Below are 23655 nucleotides of genomic sequence, written 5' to 3' on the forward strand. Positions count from 1 at the left end.
TCAGCTCTTTTTCGATTTCGCGGGCGCCTTCGCCTTTGTTGTCTTCGGCTTGGCCGCCGTCTTGGTGGTCTTGGCTTCGGCGGCCGCCGCCTTCGGCTTGGCTTTCGCCTTGATGGTTTTGCCAGCAGGCGCCTTGCCGGCCTTCTCGGCGATCAGCACGAGCGCCTCCTCGACGGTGATCGCCTGCGGATCCTTGCCCTTCGGCAGGGTGGCATTGACCTTGCCCCAGTTGACGTAAGGGCCGTACTTGCCGTCGCGAACGGTGATCGCGCCGCCGTCGGGATGGTCGCCGAGTGTCTTCAACGCCGCCGGCGTACCGCGCGAACCCCGGCCTGGCGGCTGGTTCGCCTTTTCGGCAATGACAGTCACGGCGCGGTTGAGGCCGACTGAGAACACGTCCTCGATGGTTTCCAGGTTGGCATAGGAGCCGTCATGCAGCAGGAACGGCCCATAGCGGCCGATGCCCGACGAGATCATCTTGCCGGATTCCGGATGTTTGCCGATATCGCGCGGCAGCGAAATCAGAGCCATCGCCTTTTCATAGTCGATGTCTTCGGGCTTCCAACCCTTCGGCAGCGAAGCGCGCTTTGCTTCCTTGCCGTCGCCGCGCTGAATATAGGGGCCGAAGCGGCCGGAACGCAGCGTCAGCTCCTCGCCGGTCGTCGGATCGGTGCCGAGGTTCTTCGGCTCGTTCAATCCGGCACCATCCGCTTCCCCGCCGTTTTCAGAAGAGAGCTGGCGGGTGTAGTTGCATTCCGGATAGTTCGAGCAGCCGACGAAGGCGCCATATTTGCCGAGCTTCAGCGACAGGTTGCCGGTGCCGCAGACCTGACAGATCCTGGGATCGCTGCCGTCCTCCCTTTTCGGGAAGACCAGGGGTGCCAGCGACTCGTTCAGCGAATCCAGCACATTGGTGACGCGCAATTCCTTGGTGTCTTCGATCTGCGCGAAGAAATCCTTCCAGAAATCGCGCAGCACCTGCTTCCAGTTCAGCTCGCCGGCGGAAATCCGGTCGAGCTTTTCCTCGAGATCGGCGGTGAAGTCGTATTCGACATATTTGGTAAAGAAGCTTTCGAGGAAAGCCGTCACCAGCCGGCCCTTGGCCTGCGGGATCAGCTTGCGCTTGTCGATCGTCACATAGTCGCGATCGCGCAATGTCGCCAGCGTCGCCGCATAGGTGGACGGGCGGCCGATGCCGAGCTCTTCCATCTTCTTGATCAGCGAAGCTTCCGAGTAGCGCGGCGGCGGCTCGGTGAAATGCTGGGTCGAATTGATCTTCTGCTTGGCGAGCGTCTCGCGCGCATTGATCTCCGGCAGGCGGCCATCCTCATCGCCGTCGTCGCTCTGTTCGCCGTCTTCCTTCTGGTCGGTATAGGCGGCGATGAAACCATCGAAGCGGATGACCGAACCGACGGCGCGCAGGCCGGCCTTCTCGCCCTTGTTGTCGGCGGTGATTTCAGCCGTCGTGCGTTCGATCTCGGCCGAGGCCATCTGGCTGGCGATGCCGCGCTTCCAGATCAGGTCGTAGAGCCGGATCTGGTCGGCATCGAGGAATTGGCGCACGCGGTCGGGTGACCGGTAGAAATCGGTCGGACGGATCGCCTCATGCGCTTCCTGGGCGTTCTTGGCCTTGGTGGAATAGAAGCGCGGCTTCTCAGGCATGTAGCGCTCGCCGAACTGGTCGACGATGGCGCTGCGCGCCGCATCGATCGCTTCCGGTGCCATCTGCACGCCGTCGGTTCGCATATAGGTGATCAGACCGACCGTCTCGCCGCCGATATCGACGCCCTCATAAAGCTTCTGAGCGATCTGCATGGTGCGCGAGGCGGAGAAGCCGAGATTGGAGGAAGCGGCCTGCTGCAGCGTCGAGGTCGTAAACGGCGGTCCCGGGTTGCGCTTGACCGGCTTGGCCTCGACCGTGTCGACGACATAGCTCGCACCGTCGAGCAACGCCTTCAGCCGGCCTGCATCCTCGCCGTTGCCGATCGCGCGCGGCTGCAGCCGTTTGCCGTTCGCCGAAACCAGCCTTGCCTCGAACTCGTCGCCGCGCGGTGTCTTCAGAAGCGCCGAGATGTTCCAGTATTCTTCCGAAATGAAGCGCTCGATCTCGGATTCGCGGTCGCAGACCAAGCGAAGTGACACAGACTGGACACGGCCGGCCGAACGTGCGCCGGGCAGCTTGCGCCACAGGACCGGCGAAAGATTGAAGCCGACGAGATAGTCGAGTGCGCGGCGCGCGAGATAGGCGTCGACCAGCGGCACGTCGATGTCGCGCGGATCGGCCATCGCGTCGAGCACCGCCTTCTTGGTGATGGCGTTGAAGACGACGCGCTTGACCGGCTTGCCGTTCAGCACGCGCTTCTTGTTCAGCATGTCGAGAACGTGCCAGGAAATCGCTTCGCCTTCGCGATCCGGGTCGGTCGCGAGAAAAAGGCCGTCGGAGGATTTCACCGCGTCGGCAATGTCCTTCATCCGCTTGGCCGAGGCGCTATCGACCTCCCAAAGCATTTCGAAATCCTGATCGGGGAGGACCGAGCCATCCTTGGCAGGCAGATCGCGCACATGGCCGAAGGAGGCGAGCACTTTGTATCCCGGACCCAGATACTTGTTGATCGTCTTGGCCTTGGCAGGCGATTCCACCACTACAACATTCATGATGATTCTCTAAAAAGGAAACGACGCCAGCATTTAAGCCAGCGCAACACATACCGCAACATGGATGCCCGGCCCTCCGACATGGACAGGGAAATCGCCGCGGTCAAGGGGTTTGGTACAATTTTACGTCTTGCGTCTGTTGCAGCCGAAAGAGGATCGTCGGAAAAATACACCTTGAGATAGGTTGCCGATCATTTTCGGCATGGTTCGCCATTCTCAGCGCCGCGCCGAGATATCGCGCGAAATTCAATCGGCAAGCGAGACGAGACCGCCCTGATGCCGATGCAGCCTGCTTGAGATGTCGAGCTCCAGAAGGATGAGATAGACCGCGGATGCTGACAGACCGGTATGGCGGATGACGTCGTCGATCTCGACCGGGGTTGGTCCGAGCGCATCGATGATGCGAGCCCGGTCTGAATCGCCGGGCGGCATCGTCATCGCCTTGCCGTCACGTGCCGGTTGCTCGGCCATCGATGACGGGAACAGCTCGAATTGCGTAAGCGGCGCCAAAGCCTCGACGACATCGGCAGGTGTGGTGACGATCGAAGCGCCGTCCTTCAGCAGGCCGTTGCTGCCGTGGCAGCGCGGATCGAGCGGTGAGCCGGGCACGGCAAACACCAGGCGGCCGAACTCGCCGGCAAGCCGTGCGGTGATCAGCGAGCCTGAGCGCGTTGCCGCTTCGACGACCACAAGGCCGAGCGCGATGCCGGCGATCAGCCGGTTTCGGCGCGGGAAATCGCGGGCGCGCGGTTCCCAGCCGAAGGGCATCTCGCTCACCGCCAGGCCGTTGCCACCGGTTATTTCCTCGAGCAGGCCGATATTCTCCGGTGGGTAAGGCTGATCGAGACCGCCGGCAAGCGCTGCGATCGTGCCCGTGTCGAGGCTTGCCCGATGCGCTGCCGTGTCGATGCCGCGGGCTAGGCCGGAGACCACGGTATAACCGGCCCGGCCGCAGTCGCGCGCCACCATCGCCGCGAATTTCGCGCCGGCGATCGAGGCGTTGCGCGAGCCGACAATGCCGACGGCCGGTCGTTTGGCGGCGGTAAGAGCGCCCTTGACGGCAAGCAGCGGTGGCGCGCCGTCGATCTGCTTCAGGGCCTGCGGATAGTCCGGCTCGCCGATGCCGACGAAGCGGGCGCCGAAACGGCGAGCCGCCTCCAGTTCCCGATGTGCCTCAGCCTCGCTGGCGATGCGGATTGCCCGCGTCGAGCCGCCGCGCGCCGAAAGCTCCGGCAGTGCTGCGAGCGCTGCCTCGGCCGATCCGAAATGATTGATCAGGTCGCGAAAGGTGGCCGGGCCGATATTGTCGGAACGGATGAGGCGCAGCCAGGCGATGCGTTGCCGTTCGCTCAGCGCGACGCCTTTTGATCCCGCGCCCGGCGCATCCATTATCCCTTTGCTCCGATCTTGCTTTCCGTGCCGTCCATCAGGCGGGAAATATTGGCCCTGTGCTTCCAGTAGGAGATCAGCGTCATGATCGCCATGACAGCAGCAACCTTATCGTTACCCAGTATCCATAGCGCAACCGGAATGACAAACATGGCAACCAGCGCCGATAGCGACGAGTAGCGGCTGGTGAAGGCGACCGCCAGCCAGACGGCGGCGAAGAGCACGACCATGATCGGCGCGACGCCGAGCAGGGTGCCGATATAGGTGGCAACACCCTTGCCGCCCTTGAAGCCGATCCAGACCGGGAAGAGATGGCCGATGAAGGCGAAAAAGCCGGCGATGATCGCCGCCTCCTCACCGAGGAAATAACCGACAACCCAGGCCGCTGCCGCCGCCTTCAGCGCATCGAGCAGCAGTGTCGCAGCCGCGAGCTTGCGGTTTCCTGTTCTCAGAACGTTGGTCGCGCCGATATTGCCGGAGCCAATGCTGCGCACGTCGCCGAGGCCGGCGGCACGCGTGAGGATCAGGCCGAAGGGAATCGAGCCGAAGAGGTAGCCGATGACGGCGGCGGCAAGCGCGATCGGCAGCGTAATCTGCCATGACATGAGATTGGATAACATATGCCGCCTCAGCCCCTCCGTGGCCTATCCCCGGTATGCCGTTTCTTAAGTCCAGCCGGTTCTTAAAGTGCGTGGACAAGCTTTCCCGAGACATAAGTCGCGACGGCCCGCCCGCTGAAGCGCGCATCTTCGAACGGCGTATTCTTCGAGCGGGAGAGAAGCATGTCTTTGGCGACAAGCCAAGGCTCATCGAGATCGATCAGCGCGATATCGGCCGCAGCACCCGGTTTCAGCGTGCCGGCGGCGAGGCCGAAGATTTGTGCGGGGCGGGTAGACATGGCGTCGATCAGGCGCATCAGGCTCACCTGACCGCCATGGTGGAGCCTGAGAGCCGCCGCCAGCATGGTTTCAAGGCCGATCGCGCCGTCCGCCGCCTCGCCGAAGGGCAGGCGCTTCGTATCGACGTCCTGCGGGTCGTGCGAGGAGACGATGATGTCGATCGCGCCGTTCGCAAGCGCCTCGACCATGGCGATCCGGTCGTCTTCCGGGCGCAGCGGCGGATAGAGCTTGAAGAAGCTGCGGTATTCGCCGATGTCGTTTTCGTTGAGCGCCAGATTGTTGATCGAGATGCCTGAGGTCACCTTGGCGCCGCGGCTGCGGGCGCGTTCGATAGCCTCGACCGAGGCCGGCACTGAGATCATCGCGGCGTGATAGTGGCCGCGCGTCAGTTCTGCGATCCTGAGATCGCGTTCGAGCGGGATCAGTTCGGCTTCCCTTGGAATGCCGGAGAGCCCGAGCCAGCTGGCGAAAAGCCCTTCATGCATGACGCCGTTGGCGCCGAGATATTTGTCGCGGGTTTCGCAGGAGATGACGGCGCCGAATTCACGCGCATAGGTCATGATCCGGCGCAGCACCTGCGTGTCGTGCACGCTCGAATGGGCATCGGTGAAGGCGACGGCGCCCGCCTGCATCAACAGGCCGATCTCCGTCATCTCCGCGCCGGCAAGGCCCTTGGTGATAGCGGCTGCCGGATAGACGTTGACGGCGGCGGTATCGCGGGCCGTCTTCTTGACGAATTCGACGAGCGCAATGTCGTCGATGACAGGATCGGTGTCCGGCATCATGATGATCGAGGTGACGCCGCCGGCTGCTGCCGCCCGACTTGCCGAGGCGATGGTCTCGCGATGTTCGCCGCCGGGTTCGCCGATATGGACGCGCGCATCGACGAGACCGGGGGCCGCGACAAGGCCGGCGCAGTCGCGGATGGTCGCACCTTCCGGCGCGCCCTGGTTCTGTGCCGCGGAACCGGCAGCAATGATCACACCGTTTTCGACGATGATCGTGCCAACGTCGTCAAGATTGCGCGACGGATCGATGATGCGGACGTTTTTGAGGACGATCGGGTTGCTCATGCCATCATTCCATCGCTTCGGGGACCCTGGTTCTGCGAGACGAGCAGCGTCTCCATCACCGCCATGCGCACCGCGACCCCCATTTCCACCTGTTCGGCGATCACGCTCTGCGGCCCGTCCGCCACCTCGGAGGCGATCTCGACGCCGCGGTTCATCGGACCGGGATGCATGACCAGCGCATCCTCCTTCGCCGACTTCAGCGTTTCGGCGTCGAGCCCGTAGAAATGATAGTATTCGCGCACCGAAGGCACAAAGGCGCCGGACATGCGTTCGCGCTGCAGCCGCAGCATCATTACCACGTCGGCGTCCTTCAGCCCTTCCTTCATCGAATGGAAGACCTCGACGCCCATCTCGGCGATGCCGGCGGGCAGCAGGGTCGCGGGCGCGACGACGCGCACGCGGGCGCCCATCGCATTGAGCAGCAGGATATTGGAGCGCGCCACCCGCGAATGCAGCACGTCGCCGCAGATCGCCACGATGATGCGCGAGAGCTTGCCCTTGGCGCGGCGGATCGTCAGCGCGTCGAGCAGCGCCTGGGTCGGATGTTCGTGCTGCCCGTCGCCGGCATTGACGACGGAGCAGGAGACCTTCTGGGCGAGAAGGGCGGCAGCACCGGCGCTCGAATGGCGAATAACAAGCACGTCGGGGCGCATCGCATTCAGCGTCATCGCCGTGTCGATCAGCGTTTCGCCCTTCTTCACCGAGGAGTTGCCGACCGACATGTTCATGACGTCGGCGCCGAGCCGCTTGCCGGCCAGCTCGAAGGAGGCCTGCGTGCGGGTCGATGCTTCGAAGAACAGGTTGATCTGTGTCAGCCCGCGCAACGTCGACGTCTTCTTCTCTCGCTGGCGGCTGATCTTGACGGCCTCGTCGGCCTTGTCGAGCAGATAGGTGATATCCTGCTCGGTGAGGCCCTTGATGCCGATGAGGTGGCGGTGGGGAAAAAAGACCATGACCCTGCCTCTTGCTGTCTCTGGCGGGTCTATAAAGAGTGCTGCCCGCCGGGGCAAGCATGCGCTGTGGGCAAAGGCTTATGTCCCCATGCATTTTCGCCAAAATTCCGATAGAGCAGAATGAACCGAATCATAACTTCCGGTTTCCCTTTGCCGGGCTCTTACACTAGAAGCGAATTATGACCTCCGCCAACCGGACTGAAGAAAAACTCGCAGAACTCAATCAGCCGAGCCTGTGGTCCGGCATCAACGCCTATCGGTCCGATCCGCTGATCGTCGATCTGACGGCAGCCCTGCCGCGCGGCATCCGCGAAGACCTGGAAAACATGGGCCGCTACGTCACCTCGCCGGAGGCGCAGGAGCTGGCGCGCATGGCGAACCAGGGTCCGCCGCAGCTGCGTACCCACGGTCCGCGCGGCGAGCGCCTCGACGTCGTCGAGTTCCATCCTGCCTGGCACGCGTTGATGCGCCGCTCCATGTCGGTCGGCCTGCATTCCTCGGTCTGGGATCCGCAGGCCGATAGCGAAGCCAAGGATGAGGCCCACAAGGTTCGCGCCGCCCGCTTCTATCTGTCGTCGCAGCTGGAATCCGGCCATCTCTGCCCGCTGACGATGACCAGCGCCTCGGTTGCCGCGCTCTCGGCCTCGCCGGCAATACAGAAGGATTGGGCCCCCAAAATCCTCTCGCGCAAATATGATTCGTCGAACAAGCCCGCCATGCAGAAGTCTGCCGTGACCATCGGCATGGGCATGACGGAAAAGCAGGGCGGCACGGATGTGCGCGCCAACCGCAGCGCTGCCGAAAAGGTCAGCGAGGGCATCTACCGGCTGTCCGGCCATAAATGGTTCATGTCGGCTCCGATGAGCGATGCCTTCATCATGCTGGCGCAGACGAAGGAGGGCATGGGCTGCTTCCTCGTGCCGCGCCTGCTGGAGGACGGTTCTGCCAACGGCCTGCAGTTCCAGCGGCTGAAGGACAAGGTCGGCAACCGCTCAAACGCCTCTGCCGAAGTGGAGTTCACCGACACGTTCGGTTTCCTGCTCGGCGGCCCGGATGCCGGCATCCGCACCATTCTCGACATGGTGACACTGACGCGGCTCGACTGCGCGCTGGCCTCATCCGGCATGATGCGCGCCTCACTGGCCGAAGCAGTACACCACACCCGCGGCCGCAGCGTCTTCGGCAAGATGCTCGTCAACCAGCCGATCATGACGCGCGTACTGGCCGACATGGCGCTCGATGTCGCCGCCGCGACGGCACTGTCCTTCCGTCTTGCCGATGCCTTCGACAAGGCGCGCGGCAATGCCGAGCAAGCGGCCTATGCCCGCGTCATGACGCCGGTCGCCAAATACTGGTGCTGCAAGATTGCGCCGGCGCTGATCTATGAGGCGATGGAATGCATCGGCGGCAACGGCTATATCGAAGAACGCCCGATCGCCCGCCATTACCGCGAGGCTCCGGTCAACGCCATCTGGGAAGGTTCCGGCAACGTCATGGCGCTCGACGTGCTGCGTGTGCTCAACCGTGGCAAGGATCTGTTCGAAACGGTGTTCGCCGGCCTTGCCCGCGATCTCGGCCCGGCCGGCAAGAAGACGATCGACGTGCTGCGCGCCGCTGTCGCGCTCTGTGAACAGGATGAGGGCGCCGCGCGCTTGCTCGTCGAGCAGCTGGCGCTCGCCGCCGGTGCCGCCGAACTCTATCGGCTCGGGGCAGGGCGCATTGCCGATGCCTTCATCGAGACGCGCCTTGCCGGCGGCTGGCGCTCCACCTACGGCATGCTCGATTCTCGCTTCGACGCCAGCTACATCGTCGATCTGCTCTATCCGCCGGCGGCCTGACCGTAGCGGACGATGATCGCTCTTCGCCGGCATCGAGCAGCGATATCGAAGCGATTCGCGCCGACGGCTGCCCCTCACCCTAACCCTCTCCCCGTTTACGGGGGTCCGCAGGACGGGTCGAGACCCGTGGCTCGACCCCGGTCGGTGCCGGCAGCCAGATGAGGGGCCGGCATCGGCGATCTCCCAGACCGGGCTGGCCGCACTTATCCCGCGCAGACGCACGATCCAAGACCGAACTGTGGACGACAATCACTGTCTGCCGTTCGGCTGGTCGCAACGTATCTCTTCCATGTCGCCTTCCCAGCCTATCCCTGCGAGGTCTGTGTTCGCATTTTTCCGGCGGCGCCTCTCGATCAGGCTTCGTAAAGCCTGTTCGACGGCGGCCTCTTTTGTCGCCAATCCCGTGACGATCATTGCTGCGTCGAGCAAGCCATCATCGATATCGATCGTCGTCCGCATGACCACCTCGAGTGTGCCAATGGGTGAAGGTACACGCCCAGCCCTCAGGGTTCGACTTGCTGAAGAAGCATCGCCACAAACAAAAATCCGGCCGCGTCGCCGCGGCCGGATTGATCATTTACGTCCGAAAATCAGCGTTCAAAAGAAGCCACGGCGCTGCCACCAGCCGGCCTTCTTCGGCTTGCCGTCGTCAGCTTCGCCATTCTCGACGCGGGTGGATTTCACAGTCGGTTCGGAGGAGGTGATATTGGATTCGCGGTTGGCGCGAACCGGCTTTGCCTCTTCCTTGACCTCTTCCTGAACGGGTGTTCCGAGATCGGCGGTGGCTTCAACCAACTCCGGTTCGGCCTCGGCCGCAGGTGCCGTCTCTGCCACCGGTTCCTCGACCGGCACTGCGGCCGGTTTGCGGCGGCCGCGGCTGCGGGCGGGCTTTACATCCTCGGCTATCACAGGCGCGCTTTCGACGGCTGCCATCGCGGCCTGGCCTTCGCCGGCATCGGCAACTGCTTCGATAGTTTCGGCGACGACTTCGCTCGGAGCGCTGTCGTTCGAAACGTCGTCGCCTTCGTCCTCGCCATTGTCCTCACCAGCTTCGCCGGCCGTCAGTTCGGAGCCATCCTCGGCCCGATTGCGGCGACCGCCACGCTTGCCGCGACGGCGCCGCTTGCGGCGCTGCGATTCCTCGCTTTCAGCCAGTGTCTCGGACGTGGATTCGGCGGTTTCATCGCCTTCGCCGCCTTCAACGCCCTCGTCGTCACCGTCCTCATCTTCGTCGCCGGCTTCGCCAGCGGCAGACGTCGGATGCTCGGCATTGCCGTTGCGGCCACGCCGACGCCGGCGGCGCTTGCGCTTGCGATTGCCGTCAGCTTCGCCTTCCGAGCGTGCTGCGACGGGTCGCTCGGCGGCGGCCGGCTTTTCCTCGAGCTCTTCGTCTTCGTCCTCATCCACTTCGATGACGATGTCGTCGTCGTCATCTTCAGGAATGGCTGCGAAGTTGAAGAGCGTTTCGATTTTGACCGGGTTTTCCACCGGATCGCCGCGATCGATCGCGAAATGCTGGGCGCCGACCGAACCGTCCGCATCGATGACGATAGCGACGCCGAAACGGTTTTCGTAATCGATGATCGTTTGGCGCTTGTGGTTGAGCAGGTAGAGCGCAATGTCAGGCGTGGTGCGCACGCTGATATTGTGCGTGGTATTCTTCAGCAGATATTCCTCGATACCGCGCAGGACATGCAGGGCGACGGAGGACTGCGAACGCACATGGCCGCTGCCGCCGCAATGCGAGCAGACCTGCGTGGTCGATTCGAGAACCGACGCGCGGATGCGCTGGCGCGACATTTCGAGCAGGCCGAAATGCGAGATCCGTCCGACCTGGATGCGGGCGCGGTCATTCTTCAGGCATTCCTTCAGCTTCTTCTCGACAGCGCGGTTGTTGCGCTTCTCTTCCATGTCGATGAAGTCGATGACGATCAGACCGGCAAGGTCGCGCAGGCGAAGCTGGCGAGCGACTTCGTCGGCAGCCTCGAGGTTCGTCTGCAGCGCGGTATCTTCGATCGAGTGTTCGCGGGTCGAGCGGCCGGAGTTGACGTCGATCGAGACCAGCGCTTCGGTCTGGTTCATGATCAGGTAGCCGCCGGACTTCAGGGTCACCTGCGGCTGCAGCATGCGATCGAGCTGCGCTTCGATACCGGAACGCGAGAAGATCGGATGGATGTCGCGGTAGGGCTGAACCACCTTGGCATGGCTCGGCATGAGCATCTTCATGAAGTCTTTCGCTTCACGATAGCCTTCTTCGCCGGAGACGATGACTTCACTGATATCCTTGTTGTAAAGGTCGCGGATCGAGCGCTTGATCAGCGAACCTTCCTCGTAGACGAGGCAGGGAGCCGTGGACGCCAGCGTCAGTGTGCGGACGTTCTCCCAGAGGCGCATCAGATATTCGAAGTCGCGCTTGACCTCGACCTTGGTGCGGTTGGCGCCGGCGGTGCGAAGGATGACGCCCATACCCTGCGGCACTTCGAGCATGCGCGCGATTTCCTTCAGGCGCTTGCGGTCGGCAGGGTTGGTGATCTTGCGGGAAATGCCGCCGCCGCGCGCCGTGTTCGGCATCAGCACGGAATAGCGGCCGGCGAGCGAGAGATAGGTAGTAAGGGCTGCACCCTTGTTGCCGCGCTCTTCCTTGGCGACCTGCACGAGCAGGATCTGGCGGCGCTTGATGACTTCCTGGATGCGGTACTGCTTGCGCGGCTTGCGCTGCACCCGTTCCGGCACTTCTTCCATCGCGTCTTCGGCGCCGACGGATTCGATGATTTCCTCTTCGCCATGATCGTCATCGTCGTCGTCATCATCGTGGCGACGCTTGCCGCTATCGACGTCCTCGGAGATCGAGTCGGTTTCCACCATGGCCGCCATCGCGCCGCCGGTCGAACCGTCATCCTCGTTATCGACGCCCGAAGCGCCTTCGGCTTCGACGTCCGTGGGAACGGCGTCCTCGGTGGCGGTTGTCTCAGCAGCCGGTTCGGTCACCTTCTTGCGGCTGCGGCGCGGCCTGGCCTTCTTGGCCGGAGCTTCCTCGGTGGCCTCGGGCGATGCCGCGGCCTCCACCGCTGCCGGCTCGTCGGTTACGGCAGCCGTTTCCGGCGCCTCCGGCACGATGCCGACATCCGGCTGGTCCTGGGTCGAAAGATCGACCATCGGCGCGGTTTCGACATGCTCGACATCTTCGTCGCGGCGATGCTCCTCGGCTTCGGCCCGAAGCAGCGCCTGACGGTCGGCGAGCGGTATCTGATAATAGTCGGGATGGATTTCGGCGAAGGCCAGGAAGCCGTGCCGGTTGCCGCCGTAATCGACGAAGGCTGCTTGCAGCGAGGGCTCGACCCTCGTTACCTTTGCAAGATAGATGTTGCCGCGGATCTGCTTCTTGTGCTGAGACTCGAAGTCAAATTCTTCTATGCGGTTCCCGCGAACGACAACGACGCGCGTCTCTTCCTCGTGAGACGCATCGATAAGCATTTTGTCTGCCATGTAAGCTGTGCTCCTCGGCGTGGCCGCGAGAGCGCATTCCCGACTGCTGTTGAAACAGAAAGAATGCGGTCCGCAGTGGCCGCGCCGGATAATGAAAGTCGCGCCTGATGCGAGGGGGAGGGCAGCAGCCAGACCGCAGCCGGAACCATTTCGGTCCGGGGCCTGTACACTTCAGATAAAACCTGCTGCGAAACCATCAACAACCAAGCGTGATCGACAAATACGAAGACCCATTCGGGTCCGATGAGTTTGCTCCCTGAGAGCGTGGTGGCTGATCCACCAATGAATTCCGACAATGAGCCGGAAAATCAGGATCCAGTTCTAAGGATGAAGCGCATGAGACGGCGGACGATGACCGGTGTGGCGCCAGGTCCTGATCTGGCTGGCAGCCTCTGCGGCGACTCTATCCCGTCAACACTTTACCCTAAAATTCGTTGTAGGTTTTCCGTGTCACAATAGCAAGGGAAAAGCCAAATGTGCCATAATATTGATGGATTTCGTAACGCATAGAAGTTGGGGATAAAGTGATCGCGATTCGGCGGGCCGCAACGGGTGTTTCGTCTAGCGACGTTCGACGCGGCCGCGTCGGCTCCATCGCAGTACAGATAGGGTGTGGCGGTTCATTGTTTAAGAGGGCTCGGATCGCGGCGAAATCCCCAGTGCGGCGATCGATATTCGCAAGGTTGGTTCTGACGGCGCTTCTGGCGGTTGGTTTCCTGCCGGCCGTTGTTGGTTCCGTCGAGGCCAGGGATCCGCTGCTTGCCTATGGCGCGCGTATCGTCGGCGACGACGCAAGAACCCGCATCGTCATCGATTTCGATCGCGAACCGCGCTTCTCCGTCCACTATATCGCCAATCCGGAGCGCATCGTCATCGACCTGCCGGCGACCGCCTTCGGTTTTCCGGCCAAGGATCTCGCTGCCCGCGGCCTGTTCAAGGATATCCGTTACGGCAAGATGGACGAGGAGAGCGCCCGCATCGTTCTGACGACGGCAGGGCCGGTGAAGCTGGCGCTCGCCAAGGTGCAGGCCGACGAGGCCGGCAAGGGTCATCGTCTCGTGCTCGATGCCGAGATGATCGATAAGCAGGCCTTCGCCGAACTGGTGAAGACGCAATCGTGGAGCGATCGGGCCTGGAGCGATCGGGCCTCGAACGATGGGAGCGAAGCGGCGCAGACGACCAGCGCCATTCCGGCGCCTGAGAAAGCCGCGCCCGGCGATTTCGTCATCGCCGTCGACGCCGGCCATGGCGGCATCGACACCGGCGCGATCGGCGTCGACACCAAGACCGAGGAAAAGCAGGTGACGCTTGCCTTCGCCAAGGCCTTGACCGACCTCCTGAACAAGGAGCCGGGCATCAAGGCTTTCCTGACGCGCGAGGACGACGAGTTCCTGTCGCTGTCGCAGCGTGTACTGATCGCCCGCCAGAACCATGCCGGGCTGTTCATTTCGCTGCATGCCGACACGCTGAAGCAGAAGGATATCCGTGGCGCCACCGTCTACACGATCTCCGACAAGGCATCCGACAAACTCGCCGCCGACCTTGCCGAACGTGAAAACCTCTCCGACCAGATCGCCGGCAAGGAAACGGTCGCCGAGCCGCCCGAGGTCGCCGATATCCTGCTCGATCTGACACGGCGCGAAACCCAGGCCTTCTCGATCTCGCTGGCCGAAAGCGTGCTGAATTCTTTCAAGGATCAGGTCGGCACCATCAACAATCCCCACCGTCATGCCGGTTTCCGCGTGCTACAGGCCCCTGACGTGCCGTCGATCCTTCTCGAACTCGGCTTTCTCTCGAATGCCGAGGACGAGAAACTGCTGCTCGACGACACCTGGCGCGGCAAGATCGTCGGGCTTTTGACCGAGGCGGTGAAGCGATACCGCGCCGGCGTGATGGCGAATGGCGGCTAACGCTTTTTGCCCGAAATTCAGTTGCGGTTGCGGGACGGCCGTATCCATGAAAACAAAGACTTAAACTGCGTTGCATGAATCGAATTCTGAGCAGGATGGCTCAGCTTGGCGGCGGGAACGGGCGTTGCTTGGATGTGACAGTCCTAGTGAAACGCGCCCGCAGCGGCGAATGCGGCGGCGAGAGCCCTATTTTCCTCACAATCGCGCCGTTACTCCGGCTTATGTTTCGCAGCCTGAGGCGCGGAATCGGCTTGTGGCGGTAGCGCTCATGGAGTAAGCCGCGCAACGTGCAAATTGCCTTGATCCATACAATCGTTGTGTCTGCGCCGATTGACGATCGAAGAGACCGGTAGCTGAAAATATGGTTAGACTTTTTGGATATTTCTTCGGAATGGCCTGCGTCCTGTTTCTGGTCGCGGCGGCGGGTGTTGCTATCTATCTCGCCAACGTCGCGAAGGATCTCCCGGACTATGCCGTCCTGAACAGCTATGCGCCGCCGGTGACTACCCGCGTCCACGCCGGCAACGGCGCTCTGATGGCTGAATACGCCAAGGAAAAGCGTCTCTTCCTGCCGATCCAGGCCGTCCCCGACCGCGTGAAGGCCGCTTTCCTGTCGGCCGAAGACAAGAATTTCTACAATCATCCGGGCGTCGATCTCACCGGTCTCGGCCGCGCAATCCTCGTCAACCTGCAGAATTTCGGTTCCGGCCGCCGGCCGGTCGGTGCTTCCACCATCACCCAGCAGGTGGCCAAGAACTTTCTTTTGAGCTCTGACCAGACGATCGACCGCAAGATCAAGGAAGCAATCCTGTCCTTCCGTATCGAGCAGGCCTACAGCAAGGACAAGATCCTCGAGCTCTACCTGAACGAGATCTTCTTCGGTCTGAATTCCTACGGCATCGCCGGCGCCGCGCTCACCTATTTCAACAAATCCGTCACTGAACTGACCGTCGCCGAAGCCGCCTATCTGGCATCGTTGCCGAAGGGTCCGGCCAATTATCATCCTTTCCGCCATCCCGAGGCAGCGCTCGAACGCCGCAACTGGGTGATCGACCGCATGGTCGAGAACGGCTATGTCAGCCAGAGCGATGGCGAGGAAGCCAAGAAGCAGCCGCTCGGCGTCACCGCCCGCACGACCGGCCCCTCGCTCTTTGCTTCGGACTATTTTGCCGAAGCCGTGCGCCGCCAGCTGATCGACCAATATGGCGAGAAGGTTCTCTATGAGGGCGGCCTTTCGGTGCGCACCTCGCTCGATCCGCAGCTGCAGCTTGCGGCCCGCAAGGCGCTGCAGGATGGTCTGGTGACCTATGACGAGCGTCGTGGTTTCCACGGCCCGATCAAGCAGATCGATGCAAGCGGTGATTGGGGCAAGGCGCTTGCCGATATTCCCTCCCTCTCCGACGTGCCGGAATGGCGGCTCGCCGTCGTGCTCGCCGTCTCGGACAGCAACGTCGATATCGGCCTGCAGCCGGCCAAGGATGGAAGCGGCAAGGTTTCAGCCGACCGTCAACGCGGCACCATTGAAGCCAAGAACATGCAGTGGGCCTTCCGTTCGGCCGACGGCGCCCGCAAGACCGCGAAATCGCCGGTCGGCGCCGTAGCCCCCGGTGACGTCGTCTATGTTGCAAAACTCGGCGACGACGCGTCGAGCTCCTATCGCCTGCAACAGCCGCCGAAGGTGCAGGGTGGCCTGGTCGCCATGGATCCGAAGACCGGCCGCGTGCTCGCCATGGTCGGCGGCTTCTCCTACGGCCAGTCCGAATTCAACCGCGCCACTCAGGCGATGCGCCAGCCGGGTTCCTCGTTCAAGCCCTTCGTCTACGCGGCGGCGATGGACAACGGCTATACGCCGGCTTCCGTCATCATGGATGCGCCGATCGAAATCGTCTCCGGCGGCCAGGTCTGGAAGCCGGAAAACTACGGCGGCGAAGTCAGTGGCCCGTCGACGCTGCGCTCGGGCATCGAGCATTCGCGCAACCTGATGACGGTGCGCCTCGCCAACGATCTCGGCATGAACATCGTCGCCGAATATGCCGAGCGCTTCGGCATCTACGATCACATGCTGCCGGTTCTCTCCATGTCGCTCGGCGCCGGCGACACGACGGTGCTACGCATGGTCTCTGCCTATTCGGTCATCGCCAATGGTGGCAAGCAGATCAAGCCGACCTTGATCGACCGCATCCAGGACCGCTACGGCAAGACGATCTTCAAGCATGAGGAGCGTTTGTGCGAGGGCTGCAATGCCGGCGCCTGGCAGAACCAGGAAGAGCCGAATGTCGTCGACAATCGCGAAACAGTTCTCGACCCGATGACCGCCTACCAGATCACCTCGATGATGCAGGGCGTCATCCAGCGCGGCACGGCCGCCGGCAAGGTCGATCTCGGCGGTCGCGACGTCGCAGGCAAGACCGGCACCACCAATGACGAGAAGGATGCCTGGTTCGTTGGCTTCACGCCGGATCTGGTCGCCGGTCTCTATATGGGCTTCGATACACCGGCCCCGCTCGGCCGCGGCGGCACCGGCGGCGTTCTCTCCGCCCCGATCTTCAACGAATTCATGCAGGCTGCCGTCAAGGATGCGCCGGAATCGAAATTCGTCATCCCGCCGGGCATGAATCTGATTTCGATCGACCGCAAGACCGGCATGGCCGCCGTCGACGGCGATCCGAACACCATCATCGAGGCCTTCAAGCCCGGCACCGGCCCGGCCGACAGCTTCTCCGTCATCGGCATGGACAGCACCATGGCGCCGGAAGAGATCCTGAAGACCTCGCCGCAGGCAAACCAGGCCGTCCAGACCGGCACGCCCGGCCTGTTCTGACCACCGTCCCGATTTTTGAACGCCCGCGCGGCCTTTACATCCGCGGCGGGCGTCTCTATGTCCACCAGCACCGGAAGAACCCAGACAGAGAAGCAGGAAAATGCGAGCCGAAATCGAAAACGTGGTCGATGAAACCAAGCAGGCTATCACCCTGCTGAGGAGGCATCTTTGACTGGGACCAGGCGACAAGACGGCTGGACTGGTTGAACAACAAGGCAGAGGATCCCAACCTCTGGAACGACGCTTCCGAAGCGCAGAAGCTGATGCGCGAGCGCCAGCAGCTGGATGACGGCATCAATGGCGTCAAGCAGCTGGAACAGCAGCTGAACGACAATATCGAGCTGATCGAGCTTGGCGAGGAAGAGGGCGACCAGAGTGTCGTCAAGGAAGCCGAAGACACGCTGAAAGCCCTGAAGGCCGAGGCTGCCCGCCGCCAGGTGGAGGCCATGCTCTCCGGCGAAGCCGATAGCAACGACACCTATCTCGAAGTCCATTCCGGCGCCGGCGGCACCGAAAGCCAGGACTGGGCGAACATGCTGCTGCGCATGTACACCCGTTGGGCCGAACGCCAGCGTTTCAAGGTCGAGCTTCTCGAAGTCCACGACGGCGAAGAGGCGGGCATCAAATCCGCGACCCTGCTGGTCAAGGGACACAATGCCTATGGCTGGCTGAAGACGGAATCGGGCGTGCACCGGCTGGTGCGCATCTCGCCCTACGACAGCAATGCGCGTCGCCACACTTCCTTTTCGTCGATCTGGGTCTATCCGGTTGTCGACGACTCGATCCAGATCGAGATCAACGAAGGCGACTGCCGCATCGATACCTATCGTTCGTCGGGCGCCGGCGGCCAGCACGTCAACACCACCGACTCGGCCGTGCGCATCACGCATATCCCGACCGGCATCGTCGTGCAGTGCCAGCAGGAGCGTTCGCAGCACAAGAACCGCGCCAAGGCCTGGGACATGCTGCGCGCCCGCATGTACGAAGCGGAACTGAAGAAGCGCGAGGACGCCGCCAGCGCCGAAGCCGCCTCCAAGACGGATATCGGCTGGGGCCACCAGATCCGCTCCTACGTGCTGCAGCCTTACCAGCTGGTCAAGGATATGCGCACCGGCGTTGCCAGCAGCGCGCCGGACGACGTGCTCGACGGCGATCTGAACGAGTTCATGGAAGCGGCCCTTGCCCACCGCATCAGCGGCGCCGCCGACGCGGTCGTCGACGATGTGGATTGATAGAGCCGCGCTCCGCTTTGAGCCGGCATATGCACGTGGAAAGCCCCGCTCCGGGGCTTTTTTCGTACTCAGCCCCTGGCGTCGATGGCGGTATCTCGAAACAGTGCTGCCGATAGATCGGCAATCTCGTCATGAATGGCCGCGCGCTCGATGCCCGGCGGATCGGTAAAGAGCTCTGCCGCAAAGGCAAGGCCGAGTGCGGTGCCCTCCGGCACGAAGACGTAATGCCCAAGGCCGCCAACGAAGATCTTAAGAGCGCTGCGTGAGAGCCGCGCATGCAGCCATGCCGAACATTCCTCGGCCGGCGCAGCCCTGTCGGCGTCGCCGACCAGGATAAGGGCGGGCGCATCGACAGCTTTCAGGGTTTCCGCGCTGAAACCGAGAACGGACCGGCCCGGCGCGCACAGCAGTGCGGCCTTGATTCTCTCATCCCGGTAGGACTTTGTCATGCGGGACCAGGATTGGCGAAACACCTCGCTGGTGGAAAGCAATGTCGGGATATGATCGGCAAGGTCGGGAAATTCCCTCGGTCCGCGCGCGCCACCCGGCTTCATCCTGGACGGTTCGAACTGCGAGAACTGGGTGACGGCGCCAAGAAGCAGCATCACGCTATATGCTCCGGCCGAAAATCCGGCCGCGAAGACGTGGGTCGTATCGATATGACCGGAGAGATCGCTGAGCCAGTCATCGCGGTGATCGAGCATGTAGCTGAGATCCGGCGCCCGCTCCCAAAGACAGGCAAAGCCTTCAGTGCGATAGGGCTCGTTGCCGGTATTGCCGTGATGGTTGACGCCAAGCGCTGCAAATCCGCGATCGACCAGCCGTCGCGCCAGCCATTCCAGTCCGGCCGCGGATCCGCCGGTGCCATGCGACAACAGGACGAGGGGATAAGGTTGGGCACCCGGCCGGACGGGTGCGTCGCGGGCGACTTTCGCCTTTTGGAACCAGCCTCTTTCCGTTGTGTCGCTTTCCCGCGTTTCATCGGCAGCGGGATACCACAGCGACCAGCTGATGGGTCTGGGGCCGTCTGCGTCCCAGTTCGACCTGTTCTCGTCGTAAAGGACGCCGTCGCGGAAGCCCAATTTCATCTCTCGGATGCCCCTCTGAACAGTTCCCGGCTGTTCAATTCGTCGCCTTCTCCACGGTGATGTCGCCGAATTCATCGATCAGTACGGTCCAGCCATCCGGCTCCGCAGAGGGATCGGTCTTCAGATAGATCGTGGCGAACAGCCCCGGCTCCTTGATGATGCCGTTTGAATTCTCGGGGCGTATATCGGTAATATAAGGCTTCAGGTCGCTGATCTCCTGCAACTCGACGGTAGAAGTGATCGCCGGGCCGGTCTCGGTCTGGGCAATCTGCTGCAGATAGACCTTCGAGGTCCTGTCTGCCTGGCGAACGGCAAATAGCTTGTAGTAGCCGTGGCGCTGCGTGGTCTTTCCCTCGGGGTTGGCAACGCGCTCGGCGCCTGTCGGCGCCCGCTCGACATCCGGTGCGTTGCCGTCATCCTGCCAGTAGCCGGTGCTGGTCGCGAAAATCACCGATGCCGGCAGGATGGCATCCTGCCCCGGCAAGGCTGCGGCCGACCACCCGATGAGGAACACGGTGGTCATCAATAGGCGTCGCATTGCCATCGTCTCAATCCTTGAACTGCTCGGCGAGAATACGGTCGGACCAGGAGCGGTCGGGATCGGAAAGGATGCGTGCCGTCATATGTTCCGACTGGGCGATGCGGACATGCAGCACCGATTTGACCTCGGTATTGTCGGCCACGGCGTTCACCGGCCGCTTGACCGGCTCGAGGACGTCGATATCGACGGTCACCCTGTTGGGAAGCAGTGCGCCCCTCCAACGCCGTGGCCTGAAAGCGCTGACCGGCGTCATGGCGAGCAGTGGGGCCTCGAGCGGCAGGATCGGGCCATGGGCGGAAAGATTATAGGCTGTCGACCCGGCGGGGGTCGCCACCATCAGCCCGTCGCAGATCAGCTCCTCCAGGCGGACGCGCCCATCCACCGCGACCCGTAGATTGGCGGCCTGATAGGACTGGCGGAATAGATAGACCTCGTTGATGGCGAGTGCCGTCGAATTGGTGCCGTCGGCGTTGGCCGTCGTCATCTGCAATGGCCGGAAGACGTTTTCGACGGCGACGCAGATGCGCTCCTGAAGTTGTTCGCTGCGATAGTCGTTCATCAGGAAGCCGACCGAGCCGCGATTCATGCCGTAGACCAGCTTGCCGGAGTTCATCGTGCTGTGCAGCGTCTGCAGCATGAAACCGTCGCCGCCGAGCGCGACGATAACGTCGGCATCGTCGGCCGGCACGTCACCATAAATGCGAATCAACTCCTCGCGCGCTTCAAGCGCCTCTGTCGTCGGTGAGGCGAGAAAGGAAAGAGTCTGAAATGAACGGCCCATGCAATGCCCTTTATGATGCTGTCCTAGCTAAAGGATAAAGGGCTGGCGCGACAAGGACGTTTTCTATCGCGAAGCGTTTTGAGCGGCAGTCGAGCTGTCCGCACTGACACGATTTTTCCTTTACAGAATCATAGAATCTGCTAGTTGGGCACCTATTGCCCTTGTAGCTCAGTTGGTAGAGCACCTGATTTGTAATCAGGGGGTCCCGGGTTCGAACCCTGGTGGGGGCACCATTTTTCCACGCGATACCGCCCGTCCAGACCATAGTCTCGGTTCGACGTTGCTTCGCTCGATCGCGCCGGCGGATTTGCCAGGTATCACGTACTCCTTGATGAACCTTGCCTGAAGGGCTGCTTCAGCGCCAATTCAGCCGCGCCAGCTTATCTTCGCCTCATCATCAATGAGGAAGAAGCAGCCATGAAGCTCGCACATCTCTTTTTCGCCGCAACCATGTCCGTTGGTGCGGCTTTGGCGTCCGTCGCCCCGGCCGCCGCCATGCCCGTCGATCGGCCGGCCGTGTCGGTCCAGGGCGATATCGTTCAAATTCGTGATGGCTGGCGACATGATCGCAACCGTGACGAAAGTGACGACCGCGGTTGGCGCGATGAGCGTGACGACCGTGGCTGGCGCGATCAGCGTGATTGGCGTCGGTCCGACTGGCGCGATGATGACTGGCGCTGGCGCCGGTGGCGTGCCGAGCGTTGGCAGGAACGCCGCGAGTGGCGCCATCGCGATCGTGATATGCCTCTCTGGCTCTACCGCGGCTGACGCGTCCGTTGCGCGCCTGAGACGCGCGGTTACAGAACGGCCCGGATCATCCGGGCCGTTTTCAATGCGTGGCGGGTTCGTTGACGCTTGCCTCAATCCTGTTGCCGTTGCCGGTCTGGCCGGCGCCGGAAGGTGACAGCATCGCGATGCTGAGCACTGAGACGATCATGAAGGCGACGACGGCGATCATTATGCGCATGAGCGTTCAATCCTCGTTCAATTACGGGATTAACGCCTGATCGCCGTCCGCGTTCCTGCTGGGCTAAAGCGCGCCGCATCGAATTTGATTCATGCGACGCGCTTTAGCCTTTTGTTTTTATGCATGTCGTTACCCCGGAACCGCTGCACACTTCCGGGCGATATGCATTATTGCACCTGTCCGGGCGTCGCGGGGCCGGGCGCCGTTGGCGACAACGGATCGGGCTGGTGGATCGGGTGCGACGTGTCCACCCACATGATGCTGAGGATAATCACGACGAAGACCGCGATGAAGAGGATACCGAAAATCAGCGGTCGAATGGCCATGATGGGGATCGTTCCTTCTTGCTTCTGACCGGTCGTTACGATCGGTCATCGGCCGATCATAGTGCCCCAGGAGGTCTTTCCAAGGCAAAATTGAATTTCTCCGGCTTCGGTCGAGCCTTGCGCGGTATCGCCGGCATCGGTTTTTCCAGCTGTCGCACCGGGTTAAACTGTGCCACGGATGCCTGAAACAGTTGGGGACGGGCATCATGAAGCGGATGGTTACAGCATCGGTCATTGTCGCGGCATTCGTCTCATGGGCCGGAGCGTCCGAAAATGCGGGCCTTTTCGACAAGCCGATAAAGCTGGATGTTGTCGTGTTGCCGAAGGATGAGCTCAATCCTGATGCGAAACCGAAGATCACCTGCAGCCGCTATCCCGCATTCATGGTCAAGGAGGTCGATCTCGGTGAGGTCGGAGCCGAAAAGCTGGCGCTGCTTGCCTCCGATGCCCCCTGTGAACGCATCGGCGAGCGCGAGCGGGTGATCGAGGATGATACCGCCGGCTATCTCATCGGCGTCAGCGGCGGTTTCGTGTTTTTCCGTGCGGCGGACGGATGGAACGGCGGGTTGCCCTTTGTCGTCTACGATGCGGCGGCGGGCGAGCGGCTGCTCGACGATTCCCTCGAGGGCGACGATTTTTCTGCGATAAGGAGCGGGAAGGGGGAGCTGGCCCTCGATTTCCGTCGCGTCTACATGGCCTCCTGTTCGCTCTATCTGGAGGGCACTGCCTGCGCCAAGACGATCGCCGCCGACACGGGTCTGTCGCCGCAGCAACTGCCGGATTGCACAGCTGCCTACAAGGCGGAAATCAAACGCACCCCCGAGCATGCGAGGGAAATCGAGAAACTGCCGAGCGTGATCGTCTATCCCGTGGAACTGACTTACGCGGCGGGCGAAGCGGTCCGCAGCCCTATGGACGGACCGACTGCCTGCCGGATACCGAGCTGACCCAGGCGAGTGGGTTGACGGGATACACCGTCAACTTTCAAATCAATGACGGACGAGCGATAGCGGCTTGCCGCCTTCGTCCTTCGATTTGTCGAAATTGCCGTCGGCGCGCATGTCGAAGTCAAGCGATGAGCCGTCATCGCCCATCAGCGTCAGCCCGAAACCCTCGATATGCCAGACTGTCAGTTTCAGCCTGGCGACATTAGCGGCGCAGTCTCCGGATAGTGACAGCGGCGCGTTGCCGTCAGCATTGACATGGCCGTCGAGTGTCACGCCGCAGAGCTTTTCGCCGTCCGGCCTTTGCATCGTCCAAATCCCGGCAAGGCTGTTGAAGGTCGGTAGTCGATCGACGCCGTCGGGTGCGGCGATCAGCAAAAGCGGCACCCGACCTTCCGTCTTCATCGGCGACCCTTCGTTCTCGACGAAACGGGCCAGCACCTTACGCAGCGGATCGATCAGGATGATGCCGCCATTGCCGTCGAAATTCCAGGCATAGGACTCGGCAAGCGAAGGCAGCGGCTTGGCGCAGGAATCCTGTCCGGACAGCCCATAACCGCCGATGGCTGTGCCGGTTTCGAGCGTCATCCGGCATCCGGCTCCACCGTCTTCCGGGGCAACGAGATAGGTTCCGGCCTGCGCTTTGAGAATATCGGGATCGATCTCCTGCCCATATGCGAGACCGCAGACAAGCAGCGCCGCTGCTGCAGCCGCAAGGCGGGGGATGATACGGATCATGGTAATTTCTCTTC

The 23655-nt window shown here is 62.2% G+C and carries 19 protein-coding genes and 1 tRNA gene; 7 read left to right on the forward strand and 13 right to left on the reverse strand.

Going from position 1 to position 23655, the window contains the following annotated elements:
• The 5 genes from topA to HJB83_RS08230 all read right to left on the reverse strand — a co-directional run bounded on the left by topA (position 1) and on the right by HJB83_RS08230 (position 6969).
• The gene (gene topA / locus HJB83_RS08210) at positions 1–2655 is read right to left on the reverse strand and encodes a type I DNA topoisomerase (protein WP_207583818.1); all 2655 of its coding nucleotides are present in this window, start codon (positions 2653–2655) and stop codon (positions 1–3) included.
• A 246-nt stretch (positions 2656–2901) separates the two neighbouring features.
• Complete coding sequence (dprA, locus tag HJB83_RS08215) at positions 2902–4044, reverse strand: DNA-processing protein DprA (protein WP_221116266.1); 1143 nt, start codon at positions 4042–4044, stop codon at positions 2902–2904.
• Positions 4044–4664, reverse strand: a complete 621-nt coding sequence (gene plsY / locus HJB83_RS08220; protein ID WP_221131554.1) for a glycerol-3-phosphate 1-O-acyltransferase PlsY — start codon at positions 4662–4664, stop codon at positions 4044–4046. The genes dprA and plsY overlap by 1 nt, the downstream gene beginning before the upstream one ends.
• Positions 4665–4726: 62 nt before the next feature.
• The gene (locus HJB83_RS08225) at positions 4727–6016 is read right to left on the reverse strand and encodes a dihydroorotase (protein WP_221131555.1); all 1290 of its coding nucleotides are present in this window, start codon (positions 6014–6016) and stop codon (positions 4727–4729) included.
• Positions 6013–6969 carry an aspartate carbamoyltransferase catalytic subunit gene (locus HJB83_RS08230; RefSeq protein WP_207583822.1) on the reverse strand — a complete coding sequence of 319 codons (957 nt, stop codon included), beginning with the start codon at positions 6967–6969 and terminating at the stop codon, positions 6013–6015. Before HJB83_RS08230 ends, HJB83_RS08225 begins: the two co-directional genes overlap by 4 nt.
• A gap of 179 nt (positions 6970–7148) precedes the next feature.
• Between HJB83_RS08230 and HJB83_RS08235 the strand changes: the two genes are divergently transcribed.
• The gene (locus HJB83_RS08235) at positions 7149–8807 is read left to right on the forward strand and encodes an acyl-CoA dehydrogenase family protein (RefSeq protein WP_207583823.1); all 1659 of its coding nucleotides are present in this window, start codon (positions 7149–7151) and stop codon (positions 8805–8807) included.
• 249 nt (positions 8808–9056) lie between these two features.
• Here the strand turns inward: HJB83_RS08235 and HJB83_RS08240 are convergent, their stop codons facing one another.
• Positions 9057–9266 (reverse strand): type II toxin-antitoxin system VapB family antitoxin, encoded by a 210-nt coding sequence (locus HJB83_RS08240; RefSeq protein WP_221131556.1) that lies wholly within the window; start codon positions 9264–9266, stop codon positions 9057–9059.
• A 138-nt stretch (positions 9267–9404) separates the two neighbouring features.
• Entirely contained in the window at positions 9405–12293 is a 2889-nt protein-coding gene (locus tag HJB83_RS08245; protein WP_221131557.1) for a ribonuclease E/G, read from the reverse strand.
• Between the two features lie 623 nt (positions 12294–12916).
• Here HJB83_RS08245 and HJB83_RS08250 point away from each other — a divergent pair.
• The 3 genes from HJB83_RS08250 to prfB all read left to right on the forward strand — a co-directional run bounded on the left by HJB83_RS08250 (position 12917) and on the right by prfB (position 18256).
• Positions 12917–14203 carry an N-acetylmuramoyl-L-alanine amidase gene (locus HJB83_RS08250; RefSeq protein WP_221131558.1) on the forward strand — a complete coding sequence of 429 codons (1287 nt, stop codon included), beginning with the start codon at positions 12917–12919 and terminating at the stop codon, positions 14201–14203.
• A gap of 361 nt (positions 14204–14564) precedes the next feature.
• A complete protein-coding gene (locus HJB83_RS08255; RefSeq protein WP_221131559.1) occupies positions 14565–17024 on the forward strand; it encodes a penicillin-binding protein 1A in 2460 nt (819 codons plus the stop codon).
• 100 nt (positions 17025–17124) lie between these two features.
• Positions 17125–18256 (forward strand): peptide chain release factor 2 gene (prfB, locus tag HJB83_RS08260; protein WP_221131560.1). Its coding sequence is split into 2 segments (ribosomal slippage): positions 17125–17193 and positions 17195–18256, totalling 1131 coding nucleotides; the frame shifts between segments, so codons are not numbered across the junction.
• A gap of 68 nt (positions 18257–18324) precedes the next feature.
• Here the strand turns inward: prfB and HJB83_RS08265 are convergent.
• From HJB83_RS08265 to HJB83_RS08275, 3 genes are read right to left on the reverse strand one after another with little or no spacing between them, the layout of a single operon-like run.
• Entirely contained in the window at positions 18325–19344 is a 1020-nt protein-coding gene (locus HJB83_RS08265; RefSeq protein ID WP_221116271.1) for a dienelactone hydrolase, read from the reverse strand.
• A 34-nt stretch (positions 19345–19378) separates the two neighbouring features.
• Positions 19379–19888, reverse strand: a complete 510-nt coding sequence (locus tag HJB83_RS08270; RefSeq protein ID WP_207583830.1) for a hypothetical protein — start codon at positions 19886–19888, stop codon at positions 19379–19381.
• Positions 19889–19892: 4 nt separating this feature from the next.
• On the reverse strand, positions 19893–20666 hold the full coding sequence (locus tag HJB83_RS08275; RefSeq protein ID WP_207583831.1) for an NAD kinase: 774 nt from the start codon (positions 20664–20666) through the stop codon (positions 19893–19895).
• A 157-nt stretch (positions 20667–20823) separates the two neighbouring features.
• Between HJB83_RS08275 and HJB83_RS08280 the strand changes: the two genes are divergently transcribed.
• Positions 20824–20899: transfer RNA gene (locus tag HJB83_RS08280), tRNA-Thr, on the forward strand.
• Between the two features lie 109 nt (positions 20900–21008).
• Positions 21009–21434 carry a hypothetical protein gene (locus HJB83_RS34050; protein WP_246762755.1) on the forward strand — a complete coding sequence of 142 codons (426 nt, stop codon included), beginning with the start codon at positions 21009–21011 and terminating at the stop codon, positions 21432–21434.
• Positions 21435–21495: 61 nt separating this feature from the next.
• Here HJB83_RS34050 and HJB83_RS08290 read toward each other — a convergent pair whose 3' ends face one another.
• The gene (locus tag HJB83_RS08290) at positions 21496–21633 is read right to left on the reverse strand and encodes a hypothetical protein (RefSeq protein WP_207583833.1); all 138 of its coding nucleotides are present in this window, start codon (positions 21631–21633) and stop codon (positions 21496–21498) included.
• A 167-nt stretch (positions 21634–21800) separates the two neighbouring features.
• On the reverse strand, positions 21801–21959 hold the full coding sequence (locus HJB83_RS08295) for a hypothetical protein (RefSeq protein ID WP_207583834.1): 159 nt from the start codon (positions 21957–21959) through the stop codon (positions 21801–21803).
• A 206-nt stretch (positions 21960–22165) separates the two neighbouring features.
• On the opposite strand from HJB83_RS08295, the gene HJB83_RS08300 reads away from it, so the two are divergent.
• A complete protein-coding gene (locus tag HJB83_RS08300; protein ID WP_221116272.1) occupies positions 22166–22906 on the forward strand; it encodes a hypothetical protein in 741 nt (246 codons plus the stop codon).
• A gap of 42 nt (positions 22907–22948) precedes the next feature.
• Here HJB83_RS08300 and HJB83_RS08305 read toward each other — a convergent pair whose 3' ends face one another.
• A complete protein-coding gene (locus tag HJB83_RS08305; RefSeq protein ID WP_207583836.1) occupies positions 22949–23641 on the reverse strand; it encodes an AprI/Inh family metalloprotease inhibitor in 693 nt (230 codons plus the stop codon).
• Positions 23642–23655: the final 14 nt, after the last annotated feature.

The organism is Rhizobium sp. NZLR11, from assembly GCF_019685115.1.
Taxonomy (GTDB): domain Bacteria; phylum Pseudomonadota; class Alphaproteobacteria; order Rhizobiales; family Rhizobiaceae; genus Rhizobium.

Bases quoted from the DNA above. Each gene is read 5' to 3' on its own strand.
- topA (WP_207583818.1), bottom strand. From the start codon at position 2,655: ATGAATGTTGTAGTGGTGGAATCGCCTGCCAAGGCCAAGACGATCAAC.
- dprA (WP_221116266.1), bottom strand. From the start codon at position 4,044: ATGGATGCGCCGGGCGCGGGATCAAAAGGCGTCGCGCTGAGCGAACGG.
- plsY (WP_221131554.1), bottom strand. From the start codon at position 4,664: ATGTTATCCAATCTCATGTCATGGCAGATTACGCTGCCGATCGCGCTT.
- HJB83_RS08225 (WP_221131555.1), bottom strand. From the start codon at position 6,016: ATGAGCAACCCGATCGTCCTCAAAAACGTCCGCATCATCGATCCGTCG.
- HJB83_RS08230 (WP_207583822.1), bottom strand. From the start codon at position 6,969: ATGGTCTTTTTTCCCCACCGCCACCTCATCGGCATCAAGGGCCTCACC.
- HJB83_RS08235 (WP_207583823.1), top strand. From the start codon at position 7,149: ATGACCTCCGCCAACCGGACTGAAGAAAAACTCGCAGAACTCAATCAG.
- HJB83_RS08240 (WP_221131556.1), bottom strand. From the start codon at position 9,266: ATGCGGACGACGATCGATATCGATGATGGCTTGCTCGACGCAGCAATG.
- HJB83_RS08245 (WP_221131557.1), bottom strand. From the start codon at position 12,293: ATGGCAGACAAAATGCTTATCGATGCGTCTCACGAGGAAGAGACGCGC.
- HJB83_RS08255 (WP_221131559.1), top strand. From the start codon at position 14,565: ATGGTTAGACTTTTTGGATATTTCTTCGGAATGGCCTGCGTCCTGTTT.
- HJB83_RS08265 (WP_221116271.1), bottom strand. From the start codon at position 19,344: ATGAAATTGGGCTTCCGCGACGGCGTCCTTTACGACGAGAACAGGTCG.
- HJB83_RS08270 (WP_207583830.1), bottom strand. From the start codon at position 19,888: ATGGCAATGCGACGCCTATTGATGACCACCGTGTTCCTCATCGGGTGG.
- HJB83_RS08275 (WP_207583831.1), bottom strand. From the start codon at position 20,666: ATGGGCCGTTCATTTCAGACTCTTTCCTTTCTCGCCTCACCGACGACA.
- HJB83_RS08290 (WP_207583833.1), bottom strand. From the start codon at position 21,633: ATGCGCATAATGATCGCCGTCGTCGCCTTCATGATCGTCTCAGTGCTC.
- HJB83_RS08295 (WP_207583834.1), bottom strand. From the start codon at position 21,959: ATGGCCATTCGACCGCTGATTTTCGGTATCCTCTTCATCGCGGTCTTC.
- HJB83_RS08300 (WP_221116272.1), top strand. From the start codon at position 22,166: ATGAAGCGGATGGTTACAGCATCGGTCATTGTCGCGGCATTCGTCTCA.
- HJB83_RS08305 (WP_207583836.1), bottom strand. From the start codon at position 23,641: ATGATCCGTATCATCCCCCGCCTTGCGGCTGCAGCAGCGGCGCTGCTT.